We start from the raw sequence: 14,799 nt of genomic DNA on the forward strand, positions 1-14,799 counted from the left end.
ACTCGTATTATGGAGCGGAACCCTGTGGCAGACCATTTGCCGCGGGGATTTCTATGTCTCGCCTTATTCACCGAATTGTATGGTAGGATGGAAGGAAACTGAGGGAATGGGGAACAGTATGTACAGAGATGAAGAATTGGTGATCCGGCCGATCGAGCAGCGGGATCTGCCGCGGTTATGGGAATTGATCTACAAAGAAGAATCGCCGGAGTGGAAGCAGTGGGATGCGCCTTACTTTCCTCATCATGCAAAGCCTCTCGGTGAATTCATGGAGACAGCACCCGGCTGGGTCGGCTGCGAGGAGATGTGGGTGATCGAGGCAGAGGGAGTCGTCTGGGGAATCGTGTCCTATTATTTTGAGGACACCACACAAATCTGGCTGGAGACAGGCATCGCCATCCATGAAGGAAGTAATTGGAACAAAGGAGTCGGAACGAGGGCATTGACGATGTGGATCGCTCATATTTTCACGACACTGCCGGTGCCTCGTGTAGGCCTGACGACATGGTCCGGCAATCACCGGATGATGCGGGTCGGCGAGAAACTCGGCATGCAGCTCGAAGGGCGCATGCGGAATGTCCGGTTCCATGACGGGGCCTATTATGATTCGATCCGGATGGGCATCCTGCGGGAAGAGTGGGAAGCCGACTCTACGGAACGTTTGTTGTGAAGAGGACTGTCTGCGGTGTACGATAAGTTCATCAGGAAGGGGACGATGAGAGATGGATATGGAAAAGACGGGCAGTATCATCCAGCAGATGCGCAGGGAAAAAGGATGGACACAGAAAGACCTGGCGGATCGGCTGCAGGTGTCCGACCGCACCGTCTCCAAGTGGGAGCGGGGTGCAGGATATCCGGACGTGTCCTTGCTGCCTGAGCTGTCCTTCCTTCTTGGTGTGCACATCGAAGACATTCTGGCCGGCGGATTGGACGCCGGTGATCTCACAGGAGGCAATATGAAAAAATCAAACTATTTTGTATGTCCGTCGTGCGGTAATATTTCCGTATGCACGGGCAGTGCATCGGTGGCATGCTGCGGCCGGAAACTGGATCCGCTGACAGCCGGGAAAGCGGCAGGAGAGCACATGATGATCTGTGAAAAGATCGACGGGGAGTTATATGTCTCCAGTAATCACCCTATGTACAAAGACCATTCGATTTCATTTGTCGCATTCGCGACAGGAGACCAGATCCAAGTGTTCAAACAGTATCCGGAATGGGCGCTGCAAGCCAGAATTGCAAACCGCCGGCACGGCATGTTATTGTCATTTTGTACAGAGCACGGTCTGTTTTACCAGAACGTTTAACAGGGAGAGAATCTGATGACGAAGCATAAGATCTATACGATGCCGGTTGCGGACGTGTATCCATTATATATCGCGAAAGCGGAGCGAAAAGGCCGGACGAAGGAAGAGGTCGATACGATCATCCACTGGCTGACGGGCTTCACGGAGGAAGGATTCAGCAAAGTGCTTGCAGACAAAACCGATTTCGAGACTTTCTTCGAACAAGCCCCTGCACTGAACCCGGCCCGGCGCCTCGTGAAAGGCGTCATCTGCGGAGTGCGTGTGGAAGACATCGAAGAACCGGTCATGCAGGAGATCCGCTATATGGATAAGCTGATCGATGAATTGGCGAAAGGCAAGAAGATGGAGAAGATACTGAGGGAAGCTTGAATGCTGCGGCTGAAGCTCCTGCAATCATAGGCGGTGAATGACCGGAATCAGTTAGGATTGCCGGAGTTTCCGGCCGCCTTTTTGCCGTGGGCGGACAGAGCGGTACCATTGGAGACAAAGGAAAAAGATAAGAATAGCGTCGATGGCATCGCCGCCATAATACATAACCAGTCCTCCGGCTTGGGCCTGTTCTGCCGGAACGCCGGCTGGCGGGTGTGCATAGATGAACTTCGACAGAATCGCATGACCTGCCAGAAAGACTAGCAGTACGGCTGAACGTAACTGATAGGAGTGCGGATGGGGAGACGGGTCGACATAGAGCATGGATACCGTGAACACATATCCCGCTGCGAATACATGGAAATGGATAAGCAAGTAAAGGGACGGGTATGTGTGCATCAGTGAATAAAGATCACTAGTATAGAGCAGCCACAGACCTCCCAAGTTGAGGATGGCTGCCGTGACAGGATGTGTCATCAGTCGGGAAAACCGGCATTTCAGCAGACGGGTGAGCCTGCGTGCCGCTTCCGTGGGAAGAGTCCGCAGCATGAGAGTCATGGGAGCCGCCAGCACAAGGAGCAAAGGAGATAGCATCCCCAGGAAGAGGTGGCCGACCATATGCGCAGTGAAGTCGGTATGAGCCCGGTCAGCGACAGGCCCTGCAACTGACAGCCATGCAAAAAGAACTCCTGCAATCCAGTAAATCACACGGGAGACCGGCCACCTCCTGTAATGTCGGCCCGTCTGTTTTGCGGCGACAATATAGAGAATGATGGCTGTTGCGAACAGCAGGGCCAGAAGAGGTTGAGAAAAGCCGCCCAGCGTAACAGCCGGATCGCCTGAAGCCGGAAGATGGTGAACAAGATGGTCATTCTTCATGGAGCGTGTCCTTTCGGGTGCGGTATGCCAGCAACAGACCAGCGACTATAAGAAGAACGGCAATCAGGTTCCATATCCAATCGTAGACGGCCAAGTTGTCGACATACCGGATTTGATGGAGGCGCATAAGTTTGTGCTGGACTGTGCCATCGTAGAGCTGAAACATCCCGCTTCCAAGAAGAACCCCGCTCCACCATCTGGGAAGACGGAGGGCGCTGCGCCGCCGCAGGTCGGCAAAGATGAAAAGTCCGCCAATCGTTGCAAACCAGCTGAACGCATGGAACAGCCCATCAGAGATCAAACCGACATCCGTGGTCGACTTATCGTAGAAATGATGCCAGCGCAGCAACTGGTGAAAAACGGTCTCATCGACAAAGGCGGCTGCTCCGACCCCGAACAGCAGACCGGACCACAGGTTGCGCGCAGCACACATGTCCCGTTGCCGGAGATTTTGAGGAAGACGGGTGTTTGAGTTATGGGATACCAAAGTGATCGCTCCTTCGTCATGCTTATCATTCCTTGCCAATATGCCCGGCTGGAAATATTTTAATCAACACGTGGATTCTGTGCATCGCTGGCTGGGGGTGGAGGATGCTCACTGTAAGCCGACAAGGCAGGATAACCAAAAAACCTCCGGTGAGCGCAGCCTTGAACCTTTTGAACAGGTGGTCAGGAAAAAGTGTGATAGCATGAGGAGGATGAATTCTAAAGCGAGGGAGGTGAGAGGATGTCTTCGGGAATTACAGCGCTGCTCATTCTGCTGGTGTTGTTCATCATGCTCAGAAACAAAGGGGACGGTGATATGAAGCCATTCACCTCCTTGGACCCCGAAGAGCGGAAACGGATCCAGGCGTATGCCCGGGAGACCCGCGAGACTGCCTCCGACATCGAGACAGTCAAAATTCTTCGGCAGGAGTTCGGGCTGACATTGCTGCAGGCAAAACAGGCGGTCGACTCGGTGAAGTGATAAAGTCGGTCATCTATTGAAAACAAGAACGCACAGCGGCCGCCGTGCGTTTTTTTTATGTGTTCCTGACAATGTTTACGTACAGGTTTTCTCCGGTTCCATTGGTTTTGCTGTGGATCGGGAGGCTGTCCGGCTGGTTCATCAAAATGGGGACAGGCCGGTCACTCTGCGTTCTTCCTGTGTATTGGATGAGGCCTGGCGAGGAAGGATTTGTGAAGTTATGAGCGCTGGAGGGTGGTTTATGAGCGGAATTCTGGTTTTATGAGCACTATTGCAAGTTTATGAGCGAAGGGAGAGCTTTTATGAGCACTTTGTGCAGTTTATGAGCGGAACGCCAAGGTTTATGAGCAAACTGATCCTTCCGGCTGGCAGAGGAACTCAGTACGGACCAGCTCATCAAAGTATGTAAGAAAAAAATCGTTGACAATCGTAATCATTACGGTTATCATCTAAAATCGTAGACATTGCAACTAAGGAGGTGTTCATAGTGAGAGTGAATATTACGCTGGCGTGCACGGAAACAGGGGACCGTAATTACATAACGACGAAAAACAAGAGGACGAATCCTGAGCGGATTGAGCTGAAGAAGTATTGTCCGCGACTCCGCCGGGTGACCTTGCACCGGGAGACTAAATAGGGAGAATGAAGATCTTTAGTACCGATTAAAAATTTTAACATTTTTTAAATCGTAATGATTACTATTTGTTGATTATCACTGCGAAAAAATTTAAGCAGGCATAACTAGCGGAAAGAGATAGGAGAGTTCGATGAATAAAGTATGGATAGCTTTGACACTTGCAGCAGGAGCGGTCTTCCTCGGAGGCTGCCAGCAGGACGTTGAGAAACAGAAAGCGGCGGTTGATGAAGGTCATGAAGCGAAACTGTCGATCGTGACGAGTTTTTATCCGATGTATGAGTTCACGAAAGAAGTGGTGGGGGACAATGCCGATGTCACGATGCTGATTCCGGCATCCGTGGAACCGCATGACTGGGAGCCGGCGGCGAAAGATCTGAAGGAGATCCAGGACGCAGACGCACTGGTCTATAACAATGAAAATATGGAAACGTGGATCCATGATATTGAGGGGGCGGTCGGATCCTCCGTCGAACTGATCGACGCTTCGGAAGGGATCGAGCTGCTGCCATTCACCGGGGAAGCGCACGAGCATGAGTATGACGATCATGATCACGATAGAGATGCCCGGGAACATGAGGGAGAAGATCATGATCACGGTAGTGATGAACACAGCCATGAAGGCGAAGGTCATGAGCATGGAGAGGAAGCCGGCGCCCATGAAGGTGAGGCGCACGACCATGAAGACGAAGATCATGAGCATGAAGGCCATCACCATGATTTCGATCCGCATCTCTGGCTGAGTCCTGCCCGGGCGATCACCGAAGTGGAAACGATCGCTGCCCGTCTCGGTGAAATTGATCCTGACCACAAAAGCGATTATGAGAAGAACAGAGATGAATTCGTGAAGAAATTGAAGGCGCTTGATAAGGAGTACCAAGAGACACTGTCTTCCGTCAGCAACAAAGAGATCATCACCCAGCACGCAGCTTTCGGGTACGTGGCAGCGGATTATGGTCTGACACAAGTTCCAATCGCCGGTCTGTCGCCTGACAATGAACCGAGTGCAAAAAAATTGAAAGAACTGAAAGAGTTCGCAGAGCATCATGATATCCATACGATCTTCTTCGAGGAGAACGCATCATCGAAAGTCGCGGAGACACTGGCCGCGGAGCTGCAGGCGAAGACCGCCGTCCTCCATACTCTGGAAGGGCTCAGTGAAGACGAACAGAACAGCGGAGCGACCTATATCAGTGTCATGTCAGACAACCTGCATGTGCTGGCGAAAGCTCTCCGATAAAGGATGATAGCAATGAGTACAGCAGCAATCGGGCTTCAGCACGTGACGTTCGGGTATACGTCGGAGCCTGTCATGGATAATCTTTCGTTTTCCATACCATCCGGACAGTTCACCGTCATCACGGGGGAGAATGGGGCCGCAAAGACGACAGCCCTCAAGCTGCTCGGCGGTCTTCTCGTGCCATGGAGCGGTTCCCGGTTCGGCATGCGCCAGTCAGCGGTCAGTTATCTGCCGCAGGATGCCGCGGCCATCGAACCGGACTTTCCGAGCACCGTCCGGGAGTTCGTCCTGTCGGGTGTCTGGGACCGAAAGAAATGGTTTCAGCGCATCCGGAAAGAAGACAAAGCCAAGGCCGCTGAAATGATCGGCCAATTCGGACTTTCGGAGCTGGCAGACCGGCCGATCGGCAGACTGTCAGGCGGTCAGCGGCAGAAAGCCTGCACAGCGAGGGCTTTCATGGCTGCGCCGTCGATCCTGCTGTTGGACGAACCAACCTCGGGAATGGATGAAAAGACACGGAAACAGTTCTATCAGGTGCTGAAAGCGATGACGCCTGCCGTCACCATCGTCATGATCACCCATCACCTGGATGAGCTGCAGCCGTACCTCGACCGGATCCTTCAGATGGAAGAAGGTACCTGTATATGTTCGAATTAGTGTTCATGCAGCGTGCGCTCGCCGCGAGTCTGCTGATCGCCCTGATCTCACCGTTGATCGGCGTGTTTCTGATCATGCGGAACCAATCGCTCATCGCCGATACACTGAGCCATATCGCACTGGCCGGCGTTGCGGTGGGGCTGCTGCTGGGCGACCGGCCGGGATGGATCAGCGGACTGGTTGTCGTGCTCGGCGCCTTGCTCATCGAATATTTGCGGACCCGATACCGGAGCTATTCGGATGTGTCCATCGCCATCATGATGGCGGCAGGGCTTTCCATCGCCCTGTGTCTGATGACTGTCATGCCGACCGGCACGAAGACGATGAACCAGTATTTGTTCGGTTCCATCGTCACAGTGACACAGGAGCAGCTCGTGACGCTGCTGATCATGTCCGGCGTCATCGGTTTGTATTTCCTTGTTGCGAAGAGATCCCTGTACAGGATGGTGCTGCACGAGGACATCGCGAGGGCAGCGGGGATCCGGACAAAATGGCTGTCCTTTTCGTTCAGTGCGGTCATCGGGCTGTTCATCTCCACGATGATTCCGATGACCGGCATGCTGCTCGTCTCAGCGATCATCATCTTGCCGAGTGCTGCGGCGATGCAGCTGACGAGCCGCTTCCGGCTGGTATTCGTCACTGCGGGCGTCTTGTCGATCCTCTGTTCGATCGCTGGGCTTGTAACCTCCTACACAGGCGGCACACCACCGGGCGCGAGTATCGCGTTGTGGATGGTGGCGGCGATCGCTCTCATCCTGCTTGGCAAGAAGAAGGTCAGGCGGCCGTCGATAGTGCGGTGATCACCCATGAAAAGCCCCGTTGGATCCTGCATTGTGCAGGCCGGCGGGGCTTTTCATATGGTATGCGGGTCTCGTCAGTAGACATATGGGAGTTCCGGCTGATCGATCACCTGATGGTCCGACATCTCAAGGAACGGGAGGGTCATGCCTTCATGCTGGACGGTCGTCAGTGTACCCGTGACATCGAGCCATTCATCTTCTGCAAAGGGGGCTGCGGGCGGTTCGGCTGACATGATACCGTACACTTCGGCATCCGCCACACAGCAGCTGATACCGAACCGTGCGATGACGAACCGGTTCTCCTGGAAGATCGGATCCTTGAAGACGAAGCCGGTCATCGACAGCTGTTTTCCTTCGAATGCGACTGGATCATCGTTCAGATAGAACATGACATCCATATAGTTTTCGTTCGTCATCTCGATCGTGTCCGCGTCCAGCAGTTCCTGCCGGAGAATGGCGAATTCACTCTCGTCATAGGCCGCTTCATATGGATCCGCAGCCGGATCTCCCGGCAGGACGTCTGCAGCGGGATCGACGGTTTGACCTGTGTCCGCTGCGATCCCTTCTCCATTCCCAGGAGCGCTTGCCGCGGACGGATACTGGAACCCTCGTTTCGCAGCGATAGAGCTGTCGAGGGAGACGGACGGGAACCAGAGACCTGTCAGGACAGGCAAGGCGAACAGCAGGTAGATGATCGCCGATTGAAGTGGTGCTGCAGACGGACCGTGTGAGAATCCGCAGTCACAGTATAACTCCTCCTCATCGGCAGACAGGCTCCTGATGAGCTGCATGATACCGAGGATCAGCAGAACGGCGAGTGCGATATACGAAAACTTCACCATTTTCGGCGCGATGTACAGCAGGATGTCCCCAGTGACGAGCAGCCGGAGCAGCAGGGCGAAGAATCCCAGTAAGAGAAGTCCGCGCAAGAGAGCGTGGATCCTGTAGTTCGATGCAGTTTCCATAGTTCACCTCACAAAAAGAAAGTCTGATACAGCAGAACGATCGTGTATACGATAACTGTCACGATCGCCATGAAGCCGATTACGAACTTGGCGCGAAAATAGCCGAACAGCATGATTGTACTTTTTATGTCGAGGATGGGCCCGTAGATCAGGAATGCGAGCAGGGACCCGGTCGTGAACGTCCCGGCAAACGAGGCGGCGACAAAGGCATCCGCTTCAGAGCAGAGCGACAGGACGAATCCGAATGCCATCATGAGCAGCGGCGAAAGATTGTCGTTCTGCGAGAGGGCGAGCAGCTCGCTCCGGTTGAAGAATGTCTGGACGGCACTTGCAACGAGCGCACCGATCAGCAGGAATTTCCCCATATCGAAAAATTCGTCACTCGCGTGGAACAGGACGGTGCGCCAGCTGTTCCTGCCGATGCCGTCTGCCCGTTCCGTTTGTCCGACCAATTCCTCCGCCGACCATTTCAGCTGGCTCCGGTCGCTGAAGAACGCATAGACGAGCAGACCGATCAGTGCCGCAACCACTGCGGCGATTCCCATGCGGGCGTAGGCGATCTCCGGTGCTTGCGGGAATGCGAAGTACGTCGAGGCGAACACGATCGGGTTCAGGATCGGCGCCCCGGCTAAGAAAATCATCCCGACGTGCAGCGGCATTCCTTTCTTCATGAGTCGCCGTACGACCGGGATGATGGCGCATTCGCACACCGGGAAGATCGCGGTCACGAGGACGGCGGGCACGATGGCGGCATAGGCGTTTTTCGGGATCGACCGCCGGACGGCATCTTCCGAGACGAACGTCTGGATCAGCGCCGACATGAAGACGCCGAGGAACACGAACGGCAGCGCTTCCAGCACGATGCCGAGGAATGTCGTGTTCATGAGCAGCAAGCTTTTCGGGATCGCTTCCTGTAATCCCGCACCTACAAAGAAATAGAGCAGGATGAGAAGGATGAGCGGGTACGTGAAGTAATTCAATTTTAAGGCCATAGGAGTCTCCTTGTCTTACTGGTGTATGAGTTTTTCATAGAATTCACGGATCTCCTGCCGATCGAGCGACGGTCCGATCAGGATGATGACCGGTTCCTTCCCACAGTCGGCCGGCAAGGGCGAGACAACCGCTTTCCCGCCCGACAGCTGGAGGCTGTAAGGGGCGGCTGCTCCGGAACTGCCGATAAGCGAGACAACCCCTTTTCCTCTGACGACATGGGCCGGCAGATGACGGCACCATACGAGGAGCTCTTTCTTCGTAACGATCGGGATATCCGTAAGGCGGATCGCCTGCAGTGTGCCGTGCCGGTGTGCCGTAGCAGAGTCAGATGACCTGGATTGTAAAACGGAATGGATACGTTTTTCAAAAAGGCGATCAATCGGGAAATCTGCTGCGGGTACATCGGCAAGGTTCTGTCCGCCTGGTGTCTTCGAAATCTTGCTGCGCACCTTTTTCAAATGGGAAGCCGAGACCAGGTCCGTCTTTGTCAGCAGCAGTAGGCTGCAGCACGCAAGCTGATCGGCAATCAGCCGGCGGACTTCGCCCGTGCTCGCAAACAGACTCTGGTATTCGAGGAACTGGGCGGCATCCGCGACGGTGATGACGGACATCAGTTCATACGTTGAGACATACGGCTCGCTGTACAGCACTTCCTGGATATCGATCGGGTTCGCGGCACCCGTCCCTTCGATGAACAGCACGTCGACCGGGCTGTCTGCAGACCGTGCGCTCACTTCTTCGAGCGTCTCCCGAAGATCATCCTGGATGGTGCAGCAGATGCATCCTTCGAGCAGTTCGTACATCGTGCCGGTTTCGAAAAGATGCCCTTCCACGTTCTCCTTGCCGAGTTCGTTCATGATGATGGCGGCCTCTTTGCCGGTTTCCTTGCAGTGGGCGAGCATCCTCATCAGCAGCGTCGTTTTTCCGCTGCCGAGGAAGCCGCTCAAGATGTAAACGGGTATTTTCGATTGTTGCATGTACAGATGCACTCCTATTCTACTATTGATGGTCAAACTGTCTGATTAGACAAACTATGCGAACGAGATGCTTCGGATGCCTGGCTGCCCGTTGTGTGAAGTTACGAGTTTAAACCTGAAGGCATGATCATTTCTGGCGTGAGTACGAGCGGAATTATTGGTTTATGATTACTTCTGTCACTTAAATAAGAGGAAATCCAGTTTTATGAGCACACTGCGTTACATGTCTGTTCGCCAGCTGCTGGACAGTGTTTCGGTTTATGTACATGAGACCTGCATGGCGACGGGAGAGAGCTACGCACAGACGGCATCAAAAAAACATCCGCAAAAACAGTTTACAAAAATAAGAGACATGTGTAAAGTGTAACCATTACGATTTATGAGGAGGAAGCATATTGGCTGAACAAATACCGGTGACTGTGCTGAGCGGCTACCTGGGGGCGGGAAAAACAACTGTGCTGAATCATCTGCTGGCAAACCGGCAGGGATTGAGGATCGCAGTCATCGTCAATGATACGAGTGAAGTGAATGTCGATTCCATGCTGGTGCAGCAAAACGGGTTTACCCGCACGGAAGAAAGTCTGTTGGAACTGTCGAACGGCTGCATCTGCTGTACTTTACGGGAAGATTTGATGATTGAAGTGAAGAAGCTTGCGGAAGCGGGCAGTCTGGATGCCATCGTGATTGAATCGACAGGCATATCCGAACCGATTCCTGTGGCACAGACCTTCACCTATGAGGATGAGCAGCTGGAAATCCGGCTTTCGGATTACTGCAGATTGGACAGTATGATCACTGTTGTGGATGCTTACCGGTTCTTTACGGACTATGAAAGCGGTGAATCGCTGCTGGACAGACAGCAAACGGCTGATGAGCAGGATAGCCGGGACGTTTCGGACCTGCTGATCGATCAGCTGGAGTTCGCCGACATACTCCTGGTGAATAAGTGGGATCTGATTGATGAAGACTATAAAAAACCGTTTCTTGCGTTCTTACGGAAAGTGAACCCGGAAGCTGAGATCATCCCGACGACATTCGGACAGACGGACCCCGACCGGCTGCTGAACAGGAGGCTGTTCGATTTTGAAAAGGCGAGCGGATCAGCGGGATGGCTGAAAGAGCTGAACGAGGAGCATGCGCCGGAAACCGAGGAATACGGGATTTCGTCGTTCGTCTACAGGCGTCGCAAGCCGTTCCATCCGCAGCGTTTCCATGACTGGCTATTGAAGTTCCCGGGTGAGATCATACGCTCCAAAGGGCTGTTCTGGCTTGCGACCCGTCAAGAAATGGCAGGTCTTCTGTCGCAAGCGGGCGCTTCCATCGTATTCCAGGGCGCCGGCCAGTGGGTGGCGGCTATGCCGGAAGAGGAGCGCCAGGCCGCCATCCTCGATGATCCCGGTCTTGCAGAGCGCTGGCACGAGGAGCATGGCGACCGGCAGACAGAGTTGGTATTCATCGGTCTGGATATGGACCGTGCATCGATCGAACGGTCGCTCGATGACTGTCTCGCAACGGAGGAGGAGATGGCCGCAGGATGGAACGGAACGCAGGACCCCCTACCTCAATTCGTATGAATGGGTGTAAACAGGTAACTTGGAACAATTGAATAGCGGTGACCGTTCCGGTTGACAGTACGGGGCAGGTGAGGTAAAGTTGCACGAAGGAAACAAAAGTTGCGTAAGGGAAACTTACGATTTCTCTGCGCTTTCCTTTCAATCATTACTCATTCCTCTTTCCTGCAGAAAAGGGATTTGTAAGCGAAAACCCCCTCCGGACTGGTGAACCGGAGGGGGTTTTGTCAGGTTATGATCGGACGCGCAGCCTTCCGCTGGACCAGCCAGACGCCGAGGAATACGACGAATTCGGAAGCCGGGATGGCCAGCCAGATGCCAGTGACGCCGAACAGCGGCGGCAGGATGGCGAGGAACAGCAGCATGATGAGGATTTCACGTGACGCCGTGATCCAGGTTGCCATCCGGACATTCCCCGTCGATTGGTAATACGTCATCATGACGAAATTCATGCCGGTGAACAGGTAGGCGAGGAAGAACAGGTGGATGCCTGAAACGGCCAGACTGCGGACGGCCGGACTGAAGTCGCCGAACAGCGAGACGAGCGTGCCTGCGGCGAACTGACCGGCCAGAAGTGCGGCAATTCCCAATCCAAGGGCAGTGCCCATCGCCAGCTGCATCGTCTTGCGGATCCGCCTGCTGTTTTTGGCGCCCCGGTAATAGCTGATGAGCGGCTGCACGGCACTGCCGAGTCCGAGGAACAGCATGAGCAGCACGTTATGGACGTAATTCAGGATGGCGAAGGCGGCGACCCCGTCCGTTCCTGCAGTACGTTCAAATGCGATATTATGGGAAATCGTAAACACCGAGATGCCGACCTCCGACAGGAAACTCGGGAAACCGATCAGGACGATGGCTGCAAACAGGCGGCGGTCGAATGTGAATCGGTTCCATTTCAGGTTGTTGGTCTTTTTGAAAAAATGCAGGGACATGATCAGGATGCCTAATGCAGAAGCGAGGATGGTCGCAAATGCTGCACCCTGCACCCCGAAATCATAGACGAACAGGAACAGGTAGTTCAGCACGATGTTGAGCACGGATGTTGCAATAAGCGCGCTCATGGCAAGTGTCGGACCGCCGTCATTGCGGATGAAAATGCTTAGCATATTCTCTGCGGTCAGAATGACGCCGAAGATCAGTATGACATATAAGTAATCACTGACAAACGGCAGGGTCTTTGCATTCGCCCCGAGGAGATAGGCGAGCGGTGTCCGGGCTGCATAGGCGATGACGCCGATGATGATCGTGATCAGGATGATCGAAACGAGCGCATGGCTGAAAATACGGCGGCCTTCCTCAGGGTCCTTGCCGCCCATGGCGCTGGAATACTTCGTTGCTGCACCGATGCCGATCCATAAAGAGACCGCGACGAATATGGAATAGACAGGGGCTGCAATACCGACACCGGCGAGCGCCGCTGCACCGAGCCGGTTGCCGACCATGATCCCGTCGGCTACGATATTGACGGCCATGAGCAGCATCCCGATCATCGAGGGGATGAGATAACGGAGGAAGATCCGGCCGACTGGCGCGGTATCCAAGTCATTCAGCTGAGCCGATGATGTCTTCACAGCGCTCACCCCCTTCAAGCAGGATCATTGCGTGCGGTATTGCGTACCTCATAATTCCATCTCTCTTTCAAAGTAGTTGTATAACAAGGAAACTATTTTTGTTTTTACAGTTTACACAGGCCAAATGAAAAACCGTGCGTGCACAACGGTTTTTCAGCGGTCCGGCTGGCGGGCAATGCCGTATAAGAGGACATCGACGATTTCCTCGAGCGCTTCCTGTGAGGAGATATGATTCCTCAGGAAGAAGTTTTTATCCAAGGTGGCGTTGGCCGCTTCGATGATCAGCTTCATGAGAAGGGGAACATTCCGGTCGGCGATCAGTCCCTCCGCAATCCCCTGGCGGATGAGTTCTTCGACTTCGTCCCACTCATTCAGGGCAGCATCGACCCGGTGCCATTGATCCGGGAATGATTTTTTCATCTGCTCGAGGATCTGCCGCGTGTAAAATTCGTTATACGTCGGCACAACGGTGATGGCGCTGCGGATTTTCTCCAATAAAGGAAGGGAGTCATCTGCCAGGATGGCGGCGGTCTTCTCATCGAACTCGCGGAGCGTCGTATCGATGATTGCATCGAGGATCTCCCCTTTGGATGAAAAATGCTCATAGAGCGTGCGCTTGCTGATCCCCAGCCGTTTCGCCAGATCGTCCATCGTGAATTTCATGCTCGTCTCCTGCACTTCTTCCAAAAAAGCTTTCATGATCCGCTCTTTCATCCGGCAGCCCCCTTGAGTGTAAACTTTGTAAACCAAAATAGTTTCCTTTGTATATTGTACAGTATACAGGGGAGCCATCACGAACGCAACTGGGCGGCTGGCGGAACTTGTGGATCGGATGATGTGCGGGCCGAGCAGGAACACGCGCGCAATGCGTCTCCTCTGCAAGCGGATGACGACATACGCTACAATAACAGCTGGCGAAAAGCGTCATTGGAAGGGGGATGGCAGGTATGCCCGAGGCGATCATCATAAGCATCGTACTGCCGTTCGTCCTGTTCGGCATATCTATAGGAAGAAGGAGAGCTCCGGCCTTTCTGCTTGGTGTTTTGACCTACGTACTGGGACTGCTGGTGATCCGTCTGCATCTGCCGGATCATCTTCTCGGCCGGAGCCGGATGCTGGAAATCTGGCAGATGCGGCACCCTGCCGTCTTCTCGGTCCTCATAGGATCAGCAGGCGCTGCTGCGGGAGAATTACTGCGTTTGTTGGTCATGTTCATCCTGCTGAAGCGGAAGACATGGCAGTCGGCCGTCTTCTTCGGTGCAGGACAGGGAAGTGCGGAAGTCCTGGTGCTGGTCGGGGTGCCAGCGGTTGGTGCTCTTGTCAGCCCGTCCATTCCGCAGCATCCGGACGTCTATGCAGCCGTCTCCATCGAACAGCTGTGCATCATGATGATGCAGATCGGACTCTCTGTACTTATGCTGCAGTGCATTCGACGGCGGGACTGGCGGTACTTGGCCGCTGCAGTAGTCAGTCATACTGCGATCGTGACAACGGTCGGTTTCCTTCCGTTCATCATGCATCCGGCACATCAGCTGGCAGCCATCCTGACGGTGTTCATAGCTGGCGGTCTGCTCTTGGCCGGCTATGCGGTAGTCTCTAAGAAAAAGATAGACACATCGAACAGGGATTGGTTTTAACGCTGAACAGCCATATTTTTTACGTATAATAGGTTTCATAGCTGCCAGCAACTATAGAGAACCCCATCACAGGCACATGCATCCAGGCATGTGCCTGTTTGCCGTTCATTCAACAGCCGCCCCTGGTCAGCTGTTGAAAAAAATAATATCCTTCAAATTAAAATATTTCCTTGAATTTATTTGTTTATCCGAAATAGTTTGAGGGAAACAGGTAATCGATTACTGTTGGAAA

17 protein-coding genes are annotated in these 14,799 nt (G+C 53.7%); 10 read left to right on the forward strand and 7 right to left on the reverse strand.

Translation table 11 applies throughout. The annotated features are described in order from the left end of the window. Positions 1-118: 118 nt before the first annotated feature. Genes QWT68_RS00640 through QWT68_RS00650 form a run of 3 tightly spaced genes read left to right on the forward strand, consistent with a single transcriptional unit; the run spans position 119 to position 1,676 of the window. Positions 119-670: a GNAT family N-acetyltransferase gene (locus QWT68_RS00640; RefSeq protein WP_040286028.1), complete on the forward strand. Its 552-nt coding sequence runs from the start codon at positions 119-121 to the stop codon at positions 668-670. Positions 671-722: 52 nt separating this feature from the next. Next, a complete protein-coding gene (locus QWT68_RS00645; protein WP_290149043.1) occupies positions 723-1,307 on the forward strand; it encodes a helix-turn-helix domain-containing protein in 585 nt (194 codons plus the stop codon). 15 nt (positions 1,308-1,322) lie between these two features. After that, on the forward strand, positions 1,323-1,676 hold the full coding sequence (locus QWT68_RS00650; protein ID WP_040285909.1) for a DUF2200 domain-containing protein: 354 nt from the start codon (positions 1,323-1,325) through the stop codon (positions 1,674-1,676). Between the two features lie 51 nt (positions 1,677-1,727). On the opposite strand, the gene QWT68_RS00655 is transcribed toward QWT68_RS00650, so the two are convergent. After that, positions 1,728-2,555 carry a cytochrome c oxidase assembly protein gene (locus QWT68_RS00655; protein WP_290149046.1) on the reverse strand — a complete coding sequence of 276 codons (828 nt, stop codon included), beginning with the start codon at positions 2,553-2,555 and terminating at the stop codon, positions 1,728-1,730. Further along, a complete protein-coding gene (locus QWT68_RS00660; protein WP_082023283.1) occupies positions 2,545-2,988 on the reverse strand; it encodes a DUF2243 domain-containing protein in 444 nt (147 codons plus the stop codon). Before QWT68_RS00660 ends, QWT68_RS00655 begins: the two co-directional genes overlap by 11 nt. 294 nt (positions 2,989-3,282) lie before the next feature. Here QWT68_RS00660 and QWT68_RS00665 point away from each other — a divergent pair, with 294 nt between their 5' ends. The 5 genes from QWT68_RS00665 to QWT68_RS00685 all read left to right on the forward strand — a co-directional run bounded on the left by QWT68_RS00665 (position 3,283) and on the right by QWT68_RS00685 (position 6,853). Further along, on the forward strand, positions 3,283-3,522 hold the full coding sequence (locus QWT68_RS00665; protein ID WP_040285906.1) for a hypothetical protein: 240 nt from the start codon (positions 3,283-3,285) through the stop codon (positions 3,520-3,522). Between the two features lie 487 nt (positions 3,523-4,009). Continuing rightward, positions 4,010-4,159, forward strand: a complete 150-nt coding sequence (rpmG, locus tag QWT68_RS00670; RefSeq protein WP_040285905.1) for a 50S ribosomal protein L33 — start codon at positions 4,010-4,012, stop codon at positions 4,157-4,159. Between the two features lie 130 nt (positions 4,160-4,289). Next, positions 4,290-5,396 (forward strand): metal ABC transporter substrate-binding protein, encoded by a 1,107-nt coding sequence (locus QWT68_RS00675; RefSeq protein WP_290149049.1) that lies wholly within the window; start codon positions 4,290-4,292, stop codon positions 5,394-5,396. A 12-nt stretch (positions 5,397-5,408) separates the two neighbouring features. Continuing rightward, the gene (locus tag QWT68_RS00680; protein WP_040285903.1) at positions 5,409-6,053 is read left to right on the forward strand and encodes a metal ABC transporter ATP-binding protein; all 645 of its coding nucleotides are present in this window, start codon (positions 5,409-5,411) and stop codon (positions 6,051-6,053) included. Next, positions 6,041-6,853: a metal ABC transporter permease gene (locus tag QWT68_RS00685; RefSeq protein WP_052461697.1), complete on the forward strand. Its 813-nt coding sequence runs from the start codon at positions 6,041-6,043 to the stop codon at positions 6,851-6,853. Before QWT68_RS00680 ends, QWT68_RS00685 begins: the two co-directional genes overlap by 13 nt. Positions 6,854-6,927: 74 nt before the next feature. Here the strand turns inward: QWT68_RS00685 and QWT68_RS00690 are convergent, their stop codons facing one another. Genes QWT68_RS00690 through QWT68_RS00700 form a run of 3 tightly spaced genes read right to left on the reverse strand, consistent with a single transcriptional unit; the run spans position 6,928 to position 9,788 of the window. Next, a complete protein-coding gene (locus QWT68_RS00690) occupies positions 6,928-7,818 on the reverse strand; it encodes a TIGR03943 family putative permease subunit (RefSeq protein WP_040285901.1) in 891 nt (296 codons plus the stop codon). Between the two features lie 8 nt (positions 7,819-7,826). Next, positions 7,827-8,810, reverse strand: a complete 984-nt coding sequence (locus tag QWT68_RS00695) for a permease (protein WP_290149051.1) — start codon at positions 8,808-8,810, stop codon at positions 7,827-7,829. 15 nt (positions 8,811-8,825) lie between these two features. Further along, on the reverse strand, positions 8,826-9,788 hold the full coding sequence (locus QWT68_RS00700) for a CobW family GTP-binding protein (protein WP_290149052.1): 963 nt from the start codon (positions 9,786-9,788) through the stop codon (positions 8,826-8,828). Positions 9,789-10,183: 395 nt separating this feature from the next. Between QWT68_RS00700 and QWT68_RS00705 the strand changes: the two genes are divergently transcribed. Next, entirely contained in the window at positions 10,184-11,362 is a 1,179-nt protein-coding gene (locus tag QWT68_RS00705; protein ID WP_290149053.1) for a GTP-binding protein, read from the forward strand. Between the two features lie 224 nt (positions 11,363-11,586). On the opposite strand, the gene QWT68_RS00710 is transcribed toward QWT68_RS00705, so the two are convergent. Together QWT68_RS00710 and QWT68_RS00715 are read right to left on the reverse strand one after the other, a co-directional pair. Further along, on the reverse strand, positions 11,587-12,930 hold the full coding sequence (locus QWT68_RS00710; RefSeq protein ID WP_290149055.1) for an MATE family efflux transporter: 1,344 nt from the start codon (positions 12,928-12,930) through the stop codon (positions 11,587-11,589). A 153-nt stretch (positions 12,931-13,083) separates the two neighbouring features. Then, entirely contained in the window at positions 13,084-13,644 is a 561-nt protein-coding gene (locus tag QWT68_RS00715) for a TetR/AcrR family transcriptional regulator (protein WP_290149058.1), read from the reverse strand. Between the two features lie 224 nt (positions 13,645-13,868). On the opposite strand from QWT68_RS00715, the gene QWT68_RS00720 reads away from it, so the two are divergent. Next, positions 13,869-14,567: a YhfC family glutamic-type intramembrane protease gene (locus QWT68_RS00720; protein WP_290149061.1), complete on the forward strand. Its 699-nt coding sequence runs from the start codon at positions 13,869-13,871 to the stop codon at positions 14,565-14,567. The last annotated feature ends 232 nt before the right edge of the window (positions 14,568-14,799 follow it).

The organism is Sporosarcina trichiuri, assembly GCF_030406775.1.
Classification (GTDB): Bacteria; Bacillota; Bacilli; order Bacillales_A; family Planococcaceae; genus Sporosarcina; species Sporosarcina trichiuri.

Bases quoted from the DNA above. Each gene is read 5' to 3' on its own strand.
- QWT68_RS00640 (WP_040286028.1), top strand. From the start codon at position 119: ATGTACAGAGATGAAGAATTGGTGATCCGGCCGATCGAGCAGCGGGAT.
- QWT68_RS00645 (WP_290149043.1), top strand. From the start codon at position 723: ATGGATATGGAAAAGACGGGCAGTATCATCCAGCAGATGCGCAGGGAA.
- QWT68_RS00650 (WP_040285909.1), top strand. From the start codon at position 1,323: ATGACGAAGCATAAGATCTATACGATGCCGGTTGCGGACGTGTATCCA.
- QWT68_RS00655 (WP_290149046.1), bottom strand. From the start codon at position 2,555: ATGAAGAATGACCATCTTGTTCACCATCTTCCGGCTTCAGGCGATCCG.
- QWT68_RS00660 (WP_082023283.1), bottom strand. From the start codon at position 2,988: ATGTGTGCTGCGCGCAACCTGTGGTCCGGTCTGCTGTTCGGGGTCGGA.
- QWT68_RS00665 (WP_040285906.1), top strand. From the start codon at position 3,283: ATGTCTTCGGGAATTACAGCGCTGCTCATTCTGCTGGTGTTGTTCATC.
- QWT68_RS00675 (WP_290149049.1), top strand. From the start codon at position 4,290: ATGAATAAAGTATGGATAGCTTTGACACTTGCAGCAGGAGCGGTCTTC.
- QWT68_RS00680 (WP_040285903.1), top strand. From the start codon at position 5,409: ATGAGTACAGCAGCAATCGGGCTTCAGCACGTGACGTTCGGGTATACG.
- QWT68_RS00685 (WP_052461697.1), top strand. From the start codon at position 6,041: ATGTTCGAATTAGTGTTCATGCAGCGTGCGCTCGCCGCGAGTCTGCTG.
- QWT68_RS00690 (WP_040285901.1), bottom strand. From the start codon at position 7,818: ATGGAAACTGCATCGAACTACAGGATCCACGCTCTCTTGCGCGGACTT.
- QWT68_RS00695 (WP_290149051.1), bottom strand. From the start codon at position 8,810: ATGGCCTTAAAATTGAATTACTTCACGTACCCGCTCATCCTTCTCATC.
- QWT68_RS00700 (WP_290149052.1), bottom strand. From the start codon at position 9,788: ATGCAACAATCGAAAATACCCGTTTACATCTTGAGCGGCTTCCTCGGC.
- QWT68_RS00715 (WP_290149058.1), bottom strand. From the start codon at position 13,644: ATGAAAGAGCGGATCATGAAAGCTTTTTTGGAAGAAGTGCAGGAGACG.
- QWT68_RS00720 (WP_290149061.1), top strand. From the start codon at position 13,869: ATGGCAGGTATGCCCGAGGCGATCATCATAAGCATCGTACTGCCGTTC.